This window comes from Rufibacter sp. JT20002 (genome assembly GCF_056491185.1).
Window position 1 is genome coordinate 289,892 of the sequence record NZ_JBSZJY010000002.1, and the last position, 18,725, is coordinate 308,616.

The following is an 18,725-nucleotide window of genomic DNA, read 5'->3' on the forward strand; positions in this document are numbered from 1 at the left end:
AAGGATATCTCTTAATATAAATCGTCTAATGAAGCGCGGAGGTATTTCTTCACCGCCCGGTAAGAACTGAAAAAGCCCAGTACGCCGCCTAAAACAAGCAGGGTAGCCATGAGAATGAGCATCTGCTTTTCATCGCGAAGCAGGTACAACTCACTGATTTCATGGTAGGCATATTGCAGCATACCATACAGCAGGAGAGAGGCCAACGCCCCGCTCACCAGCCCCTGGAAAGTGGCTCTATTCAAGAATGGTCGCTGGATGAAAAAAGAAGTAGCGCCCACCAATTGCATGCTCCTGATCAGGAAACGCTGCGAGAAAAGGGCTAGCTTAATAGTATTGTTAATCAGGATGATCACCACCAGTACCAGAATCCCGGCAAAGGCCAGCAGCACAATGCTGATGCGTCTCAGGTTATGGTTGATGGAGTCAATTAGGCTTTCAACGTAATCAACCTCGTACACGCCCTGTGTATTCTGGAGGTCCTGTTTGATGTTTTTCAGCTGGGCCGAGGTCGCGAATTCTGGGTTGATGCGCAGGATGAAGGCATCACGCAAAGGGTTTTCGCCTAAAAAGGTAAGGAAATCCTCGCCGCTTTCGTCAATGAATTCTTTGGCTCCCTGCTCCTTAGACATGAAGGTGACCTGCGGTTTGCTTTCCTCGTAGGCGATGTACTCTTTGCGGGCCAGCGTTTTCCGGAGCTTTTCAATTTCTAAGGGCGAAATCTCCCGGTCAAGGTACACCTGCACCTCAATGTTCTGTTTTACCAGGTTAGAGAGCTTGCCGGCATGGATGAGCAGAAGCCCAAAGGACCCAATTACAAACAAAGCCAGCGTGATACTGAAGATCACCATGGTATGCGGGTAATTGCCGAGCTTTTTCTTGCGGGTATGTTTAAGCGGTTTTGCAGCCATAGAAACGTGTGCCGGCAAAAATAGTAATAATTTAGAAGAAGAACGGCCGCCCCGACTATTTTAACCTAATTTCTACAAAAACAAGGCTTAAACAGCGTTAGTAAGGGATGTGCTGAATGCCGGTGAAGTACTGTAAACTTCTATCTTCTAAATTGCGAATTCCCTTAAAAATAGAAAGAGTTTTAAGCCTGTTTTGCTTAATCCAAGACCGAAACATCCTTTCTACAGGTCTTGGATGGTGGTAGGGGTGTCATCTTCCAGGCGTAGCATCTGCTCCCTTTCCGCGGCCCGTTGTGCGCGTTTACTGAGTCTTCTACGGCGGAAAATCTCGCCAAATCGGTCAAAGTTAGCCTGGTGGAGCACACTTACGGTTTGCCGACTGGCGGTGGCGTTGGCCTCAAAGTCCCGGGGAGTGGTCTCATAGGTGGCACGTAACCGCAGCTGCCCGCTTTGGCTCAAGTAGTATTCCACAGCCCAGTCTCCGGCGGCGGTGGACCGGTTGTTCCCCAAGCGGTTGTTGTTCACGCTTCCCTCGCGGGTTACTTTTAGGCGGCCTTCCAGGAAAGTGTAGCTTAACCGAAGCTGTACATCGTCCAGTACCTGGTTTCCGTAGCCGCTTACCCCAATGTCCACCTCCAGGTTGGTGTCAATCTGCGAAAGCCAATAGCTGAGCTGATTGGAGAAAAGCTCGCCCACACTGCTGCCCAAATCCCCAACGCCAAGACCCACCTGTAATTCATCCTGAGCCGATAAGCGCTTGAAAGCCAGAAGGGAAAATACCTGGCGATTAAGCTCCTGTTCATCGTTCCGGATGTTGTTGAGGTACCGGGTAATCTGGTCTTCCAGCAAGCTCGGGGTATCATTAAACTCCAGGTTGAGCCTGATCTGCGGGGTAGTCAAAGGTCCGTCCAGGTCCATTACAGCCGTTACCGGGTAGCGAGAACGGGCCGCCGCCGATTGCTGCTGCTGTTCGCTCAGATCAGCGAGGATGGGAGCAAGCGACACCCGTTGCGTGTAGGTGGCGGTGATCTTCAGGAGTCCGTCTAGTGGGTCCCCGTTCCAGGTCACGGTGCCGCCCGGCCGCACGTTAAATTCCTTGTTGATGACGCCCAGCATGGTGAAGTTGTAGCGTCCCTGCACAATCTCGTAGTTCCCGTACATGGCAAACTCGCCGCGAGTATCAATCTCCATTCGGATGTTGCCGCGTCCTTTGCCCCGGATGATATCGCCGGTTCGTTCGTCAAAAATCAATTCAATGTAGGCGTTCTCATTTACATCCAGGTTGAAGTTCAGCCGGATTCCGCTCAGATCCACCCCTCTTTTCACAATGGGGGTGGCGGCTGCCGCAGAGTCCTGCTTGGCCGGGTTGTTGTTCACGAAAGTGATAAAGTTCTGTCGCTCTAAAGAGGTGGTATTGTCCAGCGGGATGGCTATGTTGGTGTTGTTTTCGCTGCGAGCCGTAATATTCACCTGCAGGTTAGAGGTGGACCCTAAAGCGGTGACCTCGCCGGTGGCAAAGGCGGTGCCGTAGTACAAGGGGTTATCGGCGCGGGTGGTGTTCAGGACCATGAACCGGTTAAACCTTGCTCTTAGGTCCAGCACCATGTTCTGGAATCCGTCATGGAAGATACCCCCGTTTAGAACGGCCGTGTTGTTATAAATATCCCTGATGCGTACATTCTGGAAAGAGATGTCGTTCTCGGTGAAGAAGACCCGGTCAGAGAAGGTGTATTTGGTATTGAGATAGTTGAAGACAAAAGAGCCATCCGTCACCATCACGGAGCCCTTCAAGATGGGCCCCGTCAGTCTCCCTGAGATCCGGACCCGTCCATCCATGGTTCCGCCAAGGTCTGACATGATGGTTTTAAGCACCGGTTCCACCAATTTCAACTGGGCATCATCCAAGACGGCTAATAAGTCAAGTTCTTGGTTTCCGCCGCTGGGGGTATAAGTACCGGTAAGCGACAATACTTTCTTGTTATCTCGGCTGATACCCAAATCCACGTTCATGCGGTCTTGGCGGCTTTCCCAATTGGTAGTTCCGGCCACGTTGCCTATCAGCTGATTTCCAATCATGAAGGTGTCCACAGCCAGGGTGGAAGTCATTTGTATTTCGTTGTAGAGGTCTCTCAGTTGCAGTTCAGCGTTCAGGCGGCCGTCAATCTTGTCGGGCAAGAGCGGGTTCAGGTTCTCCAGCCTGAAATTGGCAAGGCTTACTGTAAGTAAATCCTGTGGATTTCTGGAAAGTACCCCAAAAATGTTCACGCTCTGGGGACCGTTAGAGAGCGTAACATTGTCAAAGCGCACGGCCCCATCATCAAACACAATGGTGTTATTAGGCGAGATATTCCAGACTTTGTCCAGCACGTTGATGTTAGACCGGTTGAAGACAATCTGAATCTGGTCACGCTCAAAGGACACGTTCCCGCTGATGGTGGCGCGATTGGTGGTACCGGTCTGGGCGATGTTGCTGGAGAAGCTGATGAGGCGCTCATTCCAAACACCTTCCACGTAGAGTTTCTCGGTGTCGCCAGCACTACCTAGTTTCTGCCGCTCAGAGGTGATGATGGCGTTGGCTAGCACGTCTGGGGTATTCCAAAGTTTAGACGAGGTGATTTCCAGGTTGTTTTGGTAAAACTCGTTCTTTCCGTAATAGATGGTATCTATTTGGCTGATAAGGGTTAACACCGAAGTAGGTCCATTCCGGAAGGTACCTTCCATGGTGGAGAAATCAGAGATGGAAATGTCCGGGGCAAAGGCGTGCAGCACCGGGTTGATGCGGCGCAGATGCACATCCAGATCCACCTCATAGGAAGCAGGCGGTGCTGCCGATTTGCGTCGGTAGTAGTTTTCAATTTTGATCGGGTTGTTTTCCAGGTTCAGGCGGTACTCCTCATACAGCGTTTGCAGATCCTGGAAGAACCTGGAATAAAGAAAATTTCCGCCTGCCTGCAGTGCCAGCACCTCAGAGCCCACGTGCAGCTCCCTGATGCCATCATGGAAGTGTGACTCCACCGTGAGCGAATCTATGTTGACTGTTTTGCCGCTATAGGTGAGGGTGGTGTTCTTAAAGTTAGCCAAGCCTGCTATCTCATCCAGTTGAATGCCGGTGAAATCTACATCAGCGTTGGTGGAAAGAACAACGCCTTGCTTGGTGAACCCTAAGGCGCGCAGATCGGCACTTTTTACGTTTGTTCGCAGGTCAAACACTTGCCGGTTATTCTGCAGGTTGATCTGCCCCGTGGCCGAAAGCTTCAAGTTAGGATCATTGATGCTGAGGTCTCCATTGAACGTTTGGCGGCTCAGGTCGGCGTTCACCACAATGTTCCTGAAGTTGTAATTGTTCAGGTTCAGGGCGTTGATGGTGGCATCTACGTTTAGGCGAGCCGAGGCCAAACTGAAGCCGCTGCCCTGTACCCGGCCATCCATGGCCACTCGTTTCAGCACGCTACGGTCGCCCAGCAGGCCACCTACGTCAAATCCAGTGGTCCTGAGGTACCCGCGGTACGCCGAGCGATCTATGTTGTTCTTGTCAAATTTGAGGTTGATATCTGACACCACGTTGCCCAAGGCACTTTGGAAGGCGCCGTTGGCCACAAAGTCATTGTAGAATCCGGTGAATTCCCCTTCCAAGCGCACAGTACCGGCCCGGGCCGCCATGTCATAGGCCTTCTTGGGAAGAAACTTCTTTATGTCGCGGGCATTGATGGTGCTGCGTTTCAGGTGCAGATCGGCGAAGGTGTTTCTAAAGTTAGGAAGCCCGTCGGCGGCAATGTCACCGGTGATGTGGGTGTACTGCCCGTACTGGATATCCACGTCCTCGGCATGGAAATTCCTCACCTTTCCTTTCACTTTACCTGAGAGCAGCACCTGTTCGTTCCAGTCTTTGAGCACGGGGGCAAACAACGCAATGTCATCTGAGGTCACGTAGGTACTGTCAAAGGAAGCCGTCACGTTCATGCTGTCATTGAACTCCTTGAAATTCCAGAAGATCCGGTAGTCAAAGCGCACGTAGTTGGCCAGGTGGCTATTGTTCACGCGCAGGTTCAGGCGGTCCCACTCCCAGAAAGTAGGGGCGAAGGTCATGTGGGTGTCCAGGTCTTTAAGGTAGGTTTTAGACGTCCGGTCAATGGTGGTGAGGCTGGTCACCACCGTGTGGATGGTGTCTCCTTTGATATCGATTTCTGAAAAACGGCCGTTAATCCGCTCCAAGTCCATGTGCTGGTAGTCCAGGCCATAGCTGGTACGCGGGCTGTTGTAGTTGTGGTAGGTGAAGAGCCCATCTTTCAGAACAAGCTCTTCTATCTTGAAGTCAAAGGGCGTTTTGGCCTTGGTGGTGTCTTTGGTGACCAGGTTTGACAGCGCCGTGATGAACGTGCTCATGTTCAGCGTGTCCTTGCCTGCGTATTTGATGAGGTTCGCCTCGGGACGGGTGAGGGTAAGCGAGGCGATGTGCAGTTTGTTAGGCTTGAACAGGTTGAAGAAGCTGATATCGGCATCAGCTTGGCCCACGTAAAAGAGGGTCTTTTTCTGGCGGTCCTGCACCCGTACCTCGCTTAGCAAAACACTTTTAAAGAAGCGGATGTCAACCCGCCCAATAGTGACCTGGTGGTGGATGGTTTCGGAGAGAACGCTGGCGGCTTTTTGGGCTACTTTGGTTTGAACGGCCGGAAAACGCAAAGCCAGGGCGAGACCTCCCACCAGCAAAACCACCACGATTAGCACGCCCAAGATTATTTTTAACAGAGCTTTTGCTATAACTTGCGGGTAGTTTTTCTTTTTTTCTTGCGTTTCTTCTTGGTCTTGCGTCTCCAACGGAATATGAACCCTACACTATTAGCAATTGAATCGTCCTGTGATGAAACCTCGGCTTCCGTCATTCAAAACGGCCAGGTGCTGTCAAACATTGTAGCCACGCAGGCAATCCATGAGCAATACGGCGGAGTGGTACCAGAGTTAGCCTCAAGGGCTCACCAGCAAAACATCATTCCTGTGGTTTCTCAGGCGCTGCAAAAAGCAAATATAGCAAAAAGCCAATTAGATGCCGTAGCTTTTACCCGCGGGCCAGGACTTTTAGGAGCCTTGCTGGTAGGCTGTTCGTTCGCCAAATCCTTTGCGTTAGGCCTCAATCTGCCGCTTATTGAAGTGAACCACATGCAAGCCCATATCCTGGCTCATTTCATTGACAATCCTAAGCCCAACTTCCCCTTCCTGTGCCTGACTGTGAGCGGCGGCCATACGCAGATTGTGCTGGTGCGCAGCCACCTGGACATGGAAGTGCTGGGCCAGACCACCGATGATGCTGTAGGCGAGGCCTTTGATAAATCTGCCAAGTTGTTGGGCTTGCCGTACCCGGGCGGACCCATGCTGGACAAGCTGGCGGCTACCGGAAACCCGGCTAAGTTTCCCTTTCCCATCGTGAACATGGACGGGTACGATTTCTCTTTCAGCGGCATTAAAACGTCTATCCTCAACTTTGTAAAGAAGAACACCGCCGCCAACGCCAACTTTGTCCAGGAGAACCTGCCTGACATCTGCGCCAGCATCCAGTGGACCTTGATTCAGACCCTCATGAAAAAGCTGGTGCTGGCCGCCAAGGAATTGGGGATAAAGGAGATTGCCATTGCAGGCGGAGTTTCGGCCAACTCGGGTTTACGGGCAACCTTGCAGGAGTACGCCCAAAGCCACGGCTGGAACGTCTACATTCCGGCCTTTGAGTACTGCACCGATAATGCTGCCATGATAGCCATCGCCGCCCATTACCAGTACCTGGCCGGAGACTTCACCACGCAATACGCCAGTCCAGACCCCCGGTTAAAAGTGTAAGGCTCTCCCGGTTTCAGGCCTTCTTTCTGTAAAATGCTCTTATAACAGGATTCCTTTTTTAGCAGGAAATTTCAAAAGTACCTGTAAACCACTGGCTGGCTTTCCATAGCAAGGAGGTAGGGCAATTTCTGACGAAAACTTTTCCGGAACCCGGATTTCGTACTTACATTGACCGGCAGAATAGCCTAGTTGCACCTACAAGATATTTGCTCCTGTAGCGTTGCTGGGTTGCCACCACCTAAAAACTGTGGTACAATGCGAAAATCCCTCATATCTATTTTTACGTTCATGACACTTCTGGGTGGCCAAAGCCATAATAGCGAGGTGTACGGCCAGAGCCAGGACCCGCTCCCAATGATGCGGCAGGTCTTTGACCAACACGCAAAATTCAAAGAGGCCAGTATTACCCATCGCCGGTTCAAGCACAGAGATTTAGTGCCGCTTTTAGAGAAACTCCGCCAAAACTCCTTGTTCGAGGTGCAGGTGGTGGGCAAATCGGTGGAGCAGCGCGATATCTACCTCATAAAGGCCGGAACCGGGAAAAACAAGGTCCTGCTCTGGTCGCAGATGCACGGCGATGAGTCTACCGCCACCATGGCCCTGCTGGACATCTTCAACTTTCTGCAACAGTCAGATGAGCTGGACCCGCTGCGGCAGGAAATCCTGAAAAACAACACCCTCTACTTCGTGCCCATGCTCAACCCAGACGGGGCCGAGGTGTTCCGGCGTAGGAATGCTCTAGATATTGACTTGAACCGCGATGCCCTGCGCCTGCAGAGCCCCGAGGCCAAGTTGCTCAAAAGCCTGCGCGATAGCATCAAGCCTGATTTTGGGTTCAACCTGCACGACCAAAGCCGGCTTTACACCGTTGGCAACACCGGCAAACCGGCTACCATTTCTTTCCTGGCGCCGGCCTTCAACCACGCTCAAACGGTGAACGAGGTGCGCGAGCGGGCCATGCGGACCATCGTGGGGATGAATGAAAGCATCCAGCAGTTCATTCCCGGGCAGGTGGCCAAATATTCTGATGAGCACGAACCCCGCGCCTTCGGTGACAACATCCAGAAGTGGGGCACCAGCCTTATTTTAATTGAATCGGGTGGGTACCACGGGGACCCTGAGAAGCAGTACATCCGGCAGTTGAACTACGCGGCCATTCTTTCGGCGCTGCAACTGATCGGGGAGGGCGGGTACAAGAAGTTCTCCACCAAAGATTACTTCAAGATTCCGGAAAACGAACGCTACCTGTATGATGTAGTCCTCCGCAAGGTTCGTTACCGCGACAAAGGCCGCGACACCCTGCTGGACGTAGGCATCAACCGAAACGAGGCCACGGCCAACATTCCGCAGGGCTTCTATCACCGCAGCACCGTGGAAGAGATTGGGGACATGAGCGTGTTCAGCGGCTATGAAGAACTTCAGGCCGAGGGACTGTACCTGGTGCCCGGAAAAGTCTACGAAACGCCGCTCGCCAACACCGAGGCCCTGACCCCGGAGCGTACCCTGGAATTACTGACGGCCGGGTACACCACCGTGAAGTTGGAAAGAATGCCTTCCAGCTCCAATCCAGTGGAACTGCCTTTGAATGTGGTGGGGGTTTCTGGCCGGGTAAATCACGGTCTTGCCTTGGATCGGGGCGCCAATTTTACCCTACAAACTCCCGAGGGGCAGGTGCGTTACGCCATCGTGAACGGGTTCATTTTCGATTTGACCAAAGACAAACCTGCCCTTTTCCACGGGCTGGTTCTCTAAATAACACGCTGTTTCCGAGGTGATTTCTTTGAATCACCTCGGAAACAGCGTACATAAGCCAAACTTCATCTTCTTTTAAACCCCTATTAGAAATGGATGGGAATGCCATTATCCTTACCGACGGATTGCTGAAACAGTATCCGGCGAAAACCGCGCACGGCCTTATCAGGGGAACCGAGCGTTTCAACATCATTGGCGTGATTGACGCAGAGTCGGCCGGGCAAGACGCCGGCGAAGTGGTAGACGGAAAAAAACGGAACATCCCGGTCTATGCAGATCTTGCCACTTTCCTGGAAAACAGCCCCGAAAAAGCCCAGTACTGTTTGGTAGGCATTGCGCCCAAAGGCGGAAAACTACCCGCCAGCATGAAAGAGACCATCTCCGAAGCCATTCGGCAGGGAATGCACATTGTGAGCGGCCTGCATGAATACCTGAGTGACATGCCCGAACTGGCTTCTTTGGCGCAGGAACACAGGGTGAATCTGATAGACGTGCGCAAACCAAAACCTAAAAGCGAACTGCATTTCTGGACCGGCAACATCAAGGACATTCCGGCTCCCCGGATTGCCGTCTTGGGCACCGATGTCAGGATGGGCAAGCGGACCACCACCCGCCTACTCACGCAAGCCGCCGAGAAAGCCGGCCTCAAAGCCCAGATGATCTTTACCGGCCAAACCGGTTGGATGCAGGGCCGCGGCAAAGGCTTTATCCTGGATTCTACCTACAACGACTTTGTCTCCGGCGAACTGGAGCACGCTATTCTGGCCAGCTACGAAGAACACCAACCTGATGTGTTTTTCGTGGAAGGACAGGCCGCCCTCCGGAACCCCAGTGGCCCCTGCGGTTCTGAGTATTTAGTTTCTGGGCAGATGAAGTACGTGGTGCTGCAACACGCGCCCGCCCGCGTGTACTTTGATGACAACGAGGAGTTGGGGATCAAAATCCCGCCGGTGTCCACCGAGATCCAGTTAATAGAATTGTATGGCTCCAAAGTAATGGCCGTGACTTTGAACACAGCTGGCCTTACCCTGGAGCAGGCCCGCCAGTACCAGAAAGAATACCAGGCTGAGTTGGGATTACCCGTGATTCTTCCCCTGGAAGATGGCGTGGAGCCCATCATTGAGCTGGTGAAAGAAGTTCTGGAGAAAGAGAAAACCACCGTATGAAGATAAAGGAAATCAACGTCCGGAAAGCCAATCTGGAGTTAACCCGTCCCTATACCATTGCCTTTAAAACAGTTTCCGCCGTGGAGAATGTCATCGTGGAAATTATCACCGATAACGGACTGGTGGGAATTGGGGCCGGAAACCCCAGTTCAGAAGTAGTGGGAGAGAAGCTCTTTGAAACCTTGGCCGTACTCCAACCCGAAAACCTGGAGTGGATTATTGGTCGGGACCTCCGCGGCTTCAAAGTAATCTGCGACGAGTTGCCCCAGCGCATGCCCCACAACCCCGCCGCCCGCGCCGCCCTGGACATTGCTCTGCATGATGCCTTCAGCAAGTACCTGGACGTGCCTCTGGTGACTTTTCTGGGGCAACGCCTGGAATCACTGCCCACCTCCATTACCATTGGGATTAAGTCCGTGGAGGAGACCCTGGTGGAAGCCGAGGAATACGTAGGCCGTGGTTTTACGCACTTAAAAGTGAAAGTAGGCGAAACCGTAGAGCAGGACCTGGAACGCTTGGTGAAATTAAGAGAAGCCTACGGAAACAAAATCACCATTCGGATAGACGCTAACCAAGGCTGGACCACTTATGACTTGGCTACCTTCTGCACGCAGGCTCAACCCTTGGACATCGAATTGATTGAGCAGCCGCTGCCCGCAGCTATGATAGATGACCTGCGGGAGCTTCCCGAGGCCGTGAAAGACCTTGTGGCCGCTGACGAGTCGCTTCTGACTCCTCTAGATGCCTTTCATTTGGCTTCTGCGCCCCGTGCCTGTGGCATTTACAACATCAAACTGATGAAGTGTGGTGGCGTGTATGCCGCCCGGCAGATCGCAACTATCGCCCAGCAGGCTAATATTAACCTCATGTGGGGCTGTAACGATGAAAGCATTATCAGCATCTCAGCCGCCTTGCACGCCGCTTTCTCCTGCGCGAACACCCGTTTCATAGACTTGGATGGTAGCCTTGACCTGGCCCGTGATGTAGTCTCAGGTGGGTTTCTCCTGGAAAAAGGCATTATGCGCCCCAACGGGAAAGCAGGCCTAGGAGTAGAACGAATTTGATGAACCCTTTTTAGGTTTTTTTCAAAACTGGCCCCGAAGCTGCCACTCAAGCCCAAGGGAAAGTAGGCTTAAAACAAGGTTCTGAAACATTCCTTTCTTCAAAACCGCGGGTCTGGAAAGACGGACCTGCGGTTTTTATTTTTTGGCTGTGTATCTTTCGGTTCGTTTTGTCTTCAAATAAGGCGGAAAAGTACTGGCTCCGCCTAAGAGTAAATAAATAGTCACGCATTCTCTCCATCACCCTTTCACACATTCATCTCGCATGGTTTTAAATTATTTGTGGGCGGCATTTTTCCTGATTGCCTTCTGCATTGCGTTGTTTAAGCTTATTTTCTTTCAAGACGTAGAGATCTTCCAGAAAATGGTGTCCAGTACTTTTGATAGTGCCAAAACTGGTTTTGAGATCTCCCTAGGGTTGACTGGGGTGATGACCTTGTGGTTGGGTTTGATGAAAGTAGGAGAGCGCGGCGGTATCATTGCTATTTTCGCCAAAGCGGTAGGTCCGTTTTTTAACCGCCTTTTTCCCGAGGTGCCCAAAAACCACCCGGTGTTTGGATCTATCCTGATGAACTTCTCGGCGAACATGTTGGGATTGGACAACGCTGCTACGCCCCTTGGGCTGAAAGCCATGAAAGAGTTGCAGGAATTGAACCCCAGCGAGGACACCGCTTCCAATGCCCAAATCATGTTCCTGGTGCTTAATACCGCGGGACTCACCTTAATTCCCATCAGTGTGTTGGTGTTCAGGGCGCAGATGGGCTCCGTTGATCCTTCAGCGGTGTTCATGCCTATTTTACTGGGTACCTTTTTCTCCCTTTTGGGAGGTCTACTAGCAGTAGCCATTTACCAGCGCATCAACTTATTAGACCGTGTAGTGCTTTTGTACCTAGGAACGTTGGGTCTTCTGATAGGTGGATTAATCTATTATTTCAGCACTATTTCTCAGGAACGAATTGCTACTATCTCCTCTGTAGCCAGTAACATCATCCTTTTCTCAGTGATCATCTCCTTTATCACCCTTGCTTTGGTGCGGAAGGTGAACGTGTACGAAGCTTTTATTGAAGGCGCCAAGGAAGGTTTCGGCGTAGCCGTGTCCATCATTCCCTACTTGGTGGCTATGTTGGTGGCTATTGGGGTATTCAGAGCGTCTGGTGCTTTGGATATTCTGGTAAATGGAATAGGCGCTCTTTTTGGCTGGCTTGGCTTTAACACTGATTTTGTACCCGCTCTTCCGGTGGCCTTGATGAAACCTTTGAGCGGCAGCGGAGCCCGAGGGTTAATGGTAGATGCCATGAAAACGTATGGGGTAGATTCTTTCGTGGGGAACGTAGCAGCGGTTATTCAAGGCTCCACAGAAACTACTTTCTATATCCTGGCCGTTTACTTCGGATCAGTGGGCATCAGGAATACCCGTTATGCGGTGGTTTGTGGCCTCATTGCCGATTTGGTTGGGATTGTGGCAGCTATCTGGCTCGCGTACCTGTTCTTCCATTAATAGGTAGTTTAGGAACCCTTTCGGAAAAACTTAACCTAAACTGATATCACTTGTTCTTACAAAAAAGGGCTTCCAGAAATGGAAGCCCTTTTGCTTTTTGTCCCGGTGTAGGCCTATTGCCTGATTCTGATCCAAAGCGTTCTGATCACGTTCAGGTTATTTTGGTTCAGGACCTCGGTTTCTATTCTTACGTTGGTTCCCTCCGGCGCTTGTGGAACGGTGTAGGAAACCACCAGGGTGTCTGTGCGGTCAGTTTTGGAGAAGGCGGGCGCGTACGGGTAGGTTTTTACCTTGGTCCTGGCAGTGGTACCCACTGTTTGGTACACGTTGATTTCCTTCACCGGAGACTCAGAGAAGAATTGTAGTTCATATCTGATTTCGGTGCCTGGCGCGTATTGCCGGGTGTTGGCGTTATTAGTTGTAGAGATGGTGGTATTAGTAGCCAGGTCAAACAAATCATTAGCGCTGACCGGAGCACTGCCTAAGCCCGTAGGCGTGGTATTGTCAGCAATGAAATCTGGTTCATCATAGCAAGACGTCAATGACATAGCCCCAAAGGCCAGCAGACAAGTATATAAAGCTATTTTTTTCATTTCGTTGTTCTTTTGAAAGATTATAGATCCCACCACATTTTCTCGGCTAGGCCTTTTGTTACCTGGCTTACATTATTGGCGTTGCGGGCTGCTTCAGACTCAGGGTAAAGAACTCTTCTGATAAACTGGCCATTTAAGGCAGGATTGTGCTCAGAAGGAAGTTCCATAGTAGGGTAGATAGACTGTGAGTAGTCATAGCGGCGTACATCCACCCAAGCTTCAGGGTTGAGGTACAGGGCAATGAGCTTCTCTTTCATGATCAGGGACAAAGTAAGGTTTGCGGCTCCAACAGCTACCCGAGGGTTTGTCAGATAAGCTTCCCGGTCCGCGGCGCCTACGCCCAGTTTGTCCATGTGGGCTCTTATACCGGCCAAGTAGGCCTGGTACGCTTCTTCGGTGCTGCCTGTAGAGGTGCGGGTGCCTCCGTTTGCTATAAAGCGGGCTTCCGCCTCTATGAATTTCATCTCACTGAAGGTGACCATCAATACCGGTGAAGCTGGTTTGGCATAGAAAGTATTGCCGGTAAGATTAGTGTTTCCTCCGGTGCCCGCTCCATTTCTATATCCCGCGTAATTAGCCGTGGAAGTTCCTCTGTCAGCCATGAACGGCAGGCGTGGATCAATCAAGTTGGCGTAGGTAAGGCCATTCATCAAGTTAATCAGGGTTTGAGAAGGCGCAATAATGAAGTTACCGGTGGTAATTCCTATGGCAATTTCACGGTTCCAGGGATTCAGGTTTTTGTCATTGTACACGATCTGCAGATCATCGGTGTTATTTTCAAACGCCTTCGCTACAAAACCCAATGCCGCAGTAGCCGCCGCTGTGCCTTGTTTCTCTACTAAGTGAATAGCATAACGGGCTTTCAAGGCATTTCCTGCTTTGATCCATTTGGCGATGGTTCCCGCATAAATAAGGTCATCGGCGCCGGGACGCAGGGTAGACGTTGGTTTCGCCAGTTCTACTAAAGCTTCATCTAGCAGTTGGTTGATGGTGATGTACAGTTGTTCTTCCTGGTCATAGGCAGGCGTTAACTCTGTAGCACCTTGAAATGCCTGAGAAAAAGGAGCAGCTCCCCAGGCATCAGCCAGTAATCCCAGATTCAGGGCCTGTAAAATCTTCCCAATGCCTACGTAGTGGGACGAGCCTTCGGTCGTGGCTTGCTGTACCAAGAGGTTAAGGTTGGTCAGATTGTTCAGGTAAATCATGTTCCAGGCCCGGTTGCTCCGGACATCAATATGCCGGTCAATCTGTTGAGGACCGGAGGGAAAAGCTGCCATTTGCTGCGTGAAGAGACTGGTATGGAGTCCCAGTTCATAATGGGCCGTGCCGGTAGTTACCTGAACAGGGGAGAGCAAGGCATCTGAACTGACCGCCGCTGCCCGGTTTGGGTCATCGTTGATGTCCAGGAAAGAATCACAGCCGCCCATGGGAAGCAAAGCCAGCAACCCAATGGAAATATATCGTCTAGAAAAACTAAGCATCATGTAAAAATTAAAGTGTGATGTTTAAACCAAAAACATAGCTCCTCACTGCCGGTATACCATAGCCGGTATAGCCCAGGGCATTGCTGCCAGCACCATAGGTAGGCGTCTCTGGGTCAAAGCCTTCAAAAGGCGTGATCAGGAACAGGTTGTTACCGGTTACGCTGACCCTGATAGTTTTGAAAGGAGTTTTCCCGATGAGGCTAGTTGGTAAGGTGTAAGCGAGCTGGGCATTTCTCAAACGTACCCAGGAGGCATCTTGCAACAGTACATCTGCCGCATCATTGTAACCACCAGAGTTGCGGTAGAAGTTTTCATCCAAAATAACTGGGGTGGTGTTTGGTTCACCGTTGGCTTTTACCCCGTTGAAAACTAATTGCTCATAGCGGTTACCGGTTCTAACGTCAATTCCGTTCCGGATGCGGTTACGCATACTTACATCATACACATCTCCGCCCTGGCGAACCTCCAGCAAAGCCGTCAAGCTTACTCCTTTATAAGAAATGGTGTTGGTGATGCCGCCTTGCCAATCTGGAAGGGCGTTGCCTACTTTCACCAGCGGGGCAGCTGGACTTAAAATGGGAAAGCCGTTGGCGCCAATGATGAGACGGCCCTGGTCGTCCCGGGTAAATACACGGCCATACAAATCACCCGCCGAACCACCTACTACCAGTTTGTTCATGATACGGTCATCCTGGAAGATGATTTCACTTACCGCCTCATTGATGGACACCACTTCACTGCGGTTACGTGACCAGTTTAGGATCACTTCCCAGTTGAAGTTGTTTGTCTTGATTGGTGAACCAGAAACGAGCAACTCTACCCCGGTATTCTGTATTTCTCCAGCATTGCTGATGTAGCTCAGCAACCCAGACGTAACGCTGGTAGGAATGGCCAGGATCTGGTCTTTACTGTTGGCTCTGTACCAGGTAGCGTCTACGGCAAGCCTGCCTTGTAAGAACTGCAGCTCGGTACCAAACTCAATGGACGTGGTTCTTTCAGGTCTCAGATTTGGATCACCCTGAGTGGTGCTGACCACAAACCCGTTTCTTGCCCCAAATGGGAAACCTGCTGCTGAACCAAAATATGTACCTACCCGGTATGGCTGGGTGTCTTTCCCTACCTGAGCCCAGGAAGCTCTTACTTTGCCATAGTTCAGGAACCGGTTGTCTTCCAGACCCAGCAACTCACTGAACACAAAACTGGTGCTCACGGAAGGGTAGAAGAAGGAGCGGCTCTCTTTTGGTAATGTAGAAGTCCAGTCATTCCGGCCCGTTACGTTGACAAACAGCATGTTTTTATAATCAACTTTCGCGTCAAAGAAAGCACCAATCACGCGGCGTTCACTAATGGCGTTGCTCGTGAAAATGTTGGAGGTGTTAGATAAGTGGTAGAACAGGGGCACACCAAAACGCTCGCCGCGGGTGTTCAAGATATCAGAAAACTGGCTTTCTACGCTGTTACCCAGCATCAAGGAACCATGGAAGTCATCTGAAAAATCATGCTCTGCGGTTAAGAAAGCGTTGGAGGTCAGCTCGCGGTAATTCACCCGCTCTTCTACTAAGAACCCACCGGTACCGGCGGCAATATCCAGCGTTGGTGCACCCGGGAAGATTGGGCCAGGCACTAGGCGCTGGCGGCTGTCGCTGTACAAGTCAGCACCTACTTTGTAGTTTAACCGCAACCAGGGCAGAAAGTCATAGTTAAAGCCAATGTTACCTATGATACGGTTCACATCATCTTTCAAGGTGCTGTGCTCGGCCAGGTAACGAGGATTGTCAATCACGCCCGGAGAATACACTTTCATGGTTCCGTTAGGATTGATGTAGTCATTCACGTCAAACGTGGGGGTGTGGTACGTGAGGGCAGACATGATGCCTTTGTCCCCGGAAGCAGCTTTGTTTCCACCTGATTGGCTGTAGCTCACGGTACCCGTTACCCCAATTTTAGGAGAGACATTGACGGTGCCGCCCAACTTGACCGTGCTACGGGACCAGTCAGAGTTGGGCACAATTCCTTCCTGATTGAAGTGAGAGACAGACGTATGGAAGGTGGCTTTCTCATTCCCCCCAGAAACGCTCAGGTTGTTGTCAAACCGGGTGCCTGTCTGGAAGAAGTTTTTGAAGTTGTCATAGAAAGGCTCATCTGTCACGGGCGGACCAAATGTCTGGAAGCGGTTAGGAGCACCTGCAGTAGTGTATCTCAGTCTTCCGCCCAGGCCTTCACGGTACCTGGTTTGATACTCAGGGGTCTTGTTGATGTTGTCTATCCCGAAGTTCGAGCTGAAATTCACAGTAGTTGCTCCGGCACGGCCTTTCTTGGTAGTAATGATAATAGCACCGTTGGCCGCCCTGATACCATAAAGCGCGGTAGCGGCAGCCCCTTTCAAGACCGTCATGCTCTCCACATCTTCGGGGTTGATGTCCGCGGCCCGGTTGGTGAAGGCAAAAGACTGCTCGTTTCCGCCTGCTTCGGCGGTGGCTACCGTACCGGCGCTGGGCAACTGGTTACCGGCAATGGTCTCATTACTGATGGGAATCCCGTCAATCACAAACAATGGCTGGTTGTTGGCACCAGGGTTTAAGGAGTTAATCCCCCTGATCTGGATGCGGGAACCTGCGCCAGGTGTTCCGCCAGCCCCCAACACCTGCACCCCGGCCACGCGGCCCTGCAAGGCATTCACCACGTTGGGGTTTTGGGTCTGGGCAATCTGGGCAGCGCTTACTTCCTGCACCGAGTAGCCCAGAGTTCTTTTTTCCTGCTCGCGGCCGAAGGCGGTCACAACCACCTCATTTAATACCTGCACATCGGGCTGCAGCGAAATAGGAACTGTGGTTCTTCCGTTAATAGGTACCTCCTGGGTTGTAAAACCAATGAAAGAGACCACCAAGGTGGTGGCAGAGGCGGGGGCAGATAGGGTGTAATTCCCTGAAGCATCGGTGTTGGTGCCGTTGGTGGTACCTTTCACCACCACACTGGCTCCTATCACCGGGGTGCCGTCTGCCGAGGACAACACCCTGCCGGTTATTTGCCGGTTCTGGGCAGCCAGTTCTTCCATGCAACAAAAGGCACAAAAGAAAAGGAACAGTTTGTAGAGTTTTTTCATGTGCGGTTGAATTAGTGAGTAGAGTAAGGATTTTGATATAATTTAGAAATAATGCAGTAGAATGCAATAAAGGGGTTTATTGATTTACGTAAAGAAAATGGAAGGTATGTACATAGAATTAAACAACATACTGCCTTATTTCTAGGTAGAACAACTTCTGTGGGTGCCTTGCTAAGAGGTGCTGTTTCTTAGTTCAGTATAATTTTAATATGGCAGATAGCTTTTTGTACAACCCAGATCTCCCCATCATCCGTCCAGACTGGAAAGGCAACCTGGTCCGGAACGGACAGTTTCAGAGTGAATTCAAACAAGGAAACCAATCCATGGCCTTGGCTCTGCGTTGGATGTTATCAGCCAATCCGCAGAAAGATGAAAAGAAGCAGGATACCTGGTTGCCGCCGGTGCTAGACCCGCGGGAGTTTTTCAAGAGTAAACAGGATGGGTTAGTATGGTTAGGGCACGCCACATTTTTTATTCGGTTAGGCGGCGTTTCTTTCCTGACAGATCCTTTGTTCTACGGATTAACTACCCATAAGCGGAAAGTGCCTTTTCCGGTAAAACCCGAAGAATTGCCCCATATTGACTATGTGCTGCTCTCTCACGGGCATTTTGATCACTGCGACAAAGCAAGCTTCAAAGCCTTACGCAGAACCCACGCGTTCACTGTCCTGACTTCTTTGAAAATGAAGGAGCTAATTCAAGGATGGATTCCGGATATGCCCGTGTACGAGGCCGGTTGGTACCAACAGTATGCCTTGCCGGAAAACCAACCCAAGGCTTTCTACCTGCCGGCTTTCCATTGGCACAAACGGGGCGTTACGGACAACAACAAAATCCTTTGGGGCAGTTTTCTGCTGCAGACTCCCGAGCACACCTTGTACTTTGGTGCCGACTCTGGCTATGACCAGCATTTTAAGGAAATCCAGAAGCTGTTCCCCAAAATAGATACCTGCCTACTAGGGGTAGGGGCTTACAGTCCGGCTTTCCTTATGAAGCCCAGCCACACCAACCCCGCTGAGGCAGTACAGGCCTTTTCAGACCTGAAGGGAAGTACCCTGGTTCCTATGCATTACGGCACCTTTGATTTGTCTGATGAACCCATCAGTGAACCGGTGCGCTGGTTAAAGCAAATGGAAGCGGCAGGTAAAATTCCTGGCAACCTGGAAGAGTTAGCCATTGGAGAACCGCTGCTCTTTTCCCGAGAAGTGATTTAGGATGGTTAGTAGGATTTAAAAGTTACCGCTATTCTAATTTAAGCTTGGTTTGCCCAAAATAGATCTAAAACGCTTTTAGATAGGTTGCCTTGAGTTCTTTCGTACTTAAACTGGTAT

General features: G+C 51.1%; 11 protein-coding genes. 6 read left to right on the forward strand and 5 right to left on the reverse strand.

Features of this window, described 5'->3' with window-relative positions:
- Positions 1-11 precede the first annotated feature (11 nt).
- Together ACW9SV_RS10710 and ACW9SV_RS10715 are read right to left on the reverse strand one after the other, a co-directional pair.
- A complete protein-coding gene (locus ACW9SV_RS10710) occupies positions 12-911 on the reverse strand; it encodes a cell division protein FtsX (protein WP_479556756.1) in 900 nt (299 codons plus the stop codon).
- A gap of 222 nt (positions 912-1,133) precedes the next feature.
- Complete coding sequence (locus tag ACW9SV_RS10715; RefSeq protein ID WP_479556757.1) at positions 1,134-5,726, reverse strand: translocation/assembly module TamB domain-containing protein; 4,593 nt, start codon at positions 5,724-5,726, stop codon at positions 1,134-1,136.
- A 6-nt stretch (positions 5,727-5,732) separates the two neighbouring features.
- Here ACW9SV_RS10715 and tsaD point away from each other — a divergent pair, with 6 nt between their 5' ends.
- From tsaD to ACW9SV_RS10740, 5 genes are all read left to right on the forward strand, one after another.
- Positions 5,733-6,737 carry a tRNA (adenosine(37)-N6)-threonylcarbamoyltransferase complex transferase subunit TsaD gene (gene tsaD, locus ACW9SV_RS10720; RefSeq protein ID WP_479556758.1) on the forward strand — a complete coding sequence of 335 codons (1,005 nt, stop codon included), beginning with the start codon at positions 5,733-5,735 and terminating at the stop codon, positions 6,735-6,737.
- A gap of 255 nt (positions 6,738-6,992) precedes the next feature.
- Entirely contained in the window at positions 6,993-8,489 is a 1,497-nt protein-coding gene (locus tag ACW9SV_RS10725; protein WP_479556759.1) for a M14 family metallopeptidase, read from the forward strand.
- Between the two features lie 92 nt (positions 8,490-8,581).
- A complete protein-coding gene (locus ACW9SV_RS10730; RefSeq protein ID WP_479556760.1) occupies positions 8,582-9,655 on the forward strand; it encodes an N-acetyltransferase DgcN family protein in 1,074 nt (357 codons plus the stop codon).
- Complete coding sequence (locus ACW9SV_RS10735; protein WP_479556761.1) at positions 9,652-10,719, forward strand: mandelate racemase/muconate lactonizing enzyme family protein; 1,068 nt, start codon at positions 9,652-9,654, stop codon at positions 10,717-10,719. Before ACW9SV_RS10730 ends, ACW9SV_RS10735 begins: the two co-directional genes overlap by 4 nt.
- A gap of 262 nt (positions 10,720-10,981) precedes the next feature.
- Positions 10,982-12,214 carry a nucleoside recognition domain-containing protein gene (locus ACW9SV_RS10740; protein ID WP_479556762.1) on the forward strand — a complete coding sequence of 411 codons (1,233 nt, stop codon included), beginning with the start codon at positions 10,982-10,984 and terminating at the stop codon, positions 12,212-12,214.
- 113 nt (positions 12,215-12,327) lie between these two features.
- On the opposite strand, the gene ACW9SV_RS10745 is transcribed toward ACW9SV_RS10740, so the two are convergent.
- From ACW9SV_RS10745 to ACW9SV_RS10755, 3 genes are read right to left on the reverse strand one after another with little or no spacing between them, the layout of a single operon-like run.
- Positions 12,328-12,807 carry a hypothetical protein gene (locus tag ACW9SV_RS10745; protein WP_479556763.1) on the reverse strand — a complete coding sequence of 160 codons (480 nt, stop codon included), beginning with the start codon at positions 12,805-12,807 and terminating at the stop codon, positions 12,328-12,330.
- Positions 12,808-12,827: 20 nt separating this feature from the next.
- Entirely contained in the window at positions 12,828-14,291 is a 1,464-nt protein-coding gene (locus ACW9SV_RS10750) for a SusD/RagB family nutrient-binding outer membrane lipoprotein (protein WP_479556764.1), read from the reverse strand.
- 7 nt (positions 14,292-14,298) lie between these two features.
- Positions 14,299-17,394 (reverse strand): SusC/RagA family TonB-linked outer membrane protein, encoded by a 3,096-nt coding sequence (locus ACW9SV_RS10755; RefSeq protein WP_479556765.1) that lies wholly within the window; start codon positions 17,392-17,394, stop codon positions 14,299-14,301.
- 209 nt (positions 17,395-17,603) lie between these two features.
- Here ACW9SV_RS10755 and ACW9SV_RS10760 point away from each other — a divergent pair, with 209 nt between their 5' ends.
- On the forward strand, positions 17,604-18,608 hold the full coding sequence (locus ACW9SV_RS10760) for an MBL fold metallo-hydrolase (RefSeq protein WP_479556766.1): 1,005 nt from the start codon (positions 17,604-17,606) through the stop codon (positions 18,606-18,608).
- The last annotated feature ends 117 nt before the right edge of the window (positions 18,609-18,725 follow it).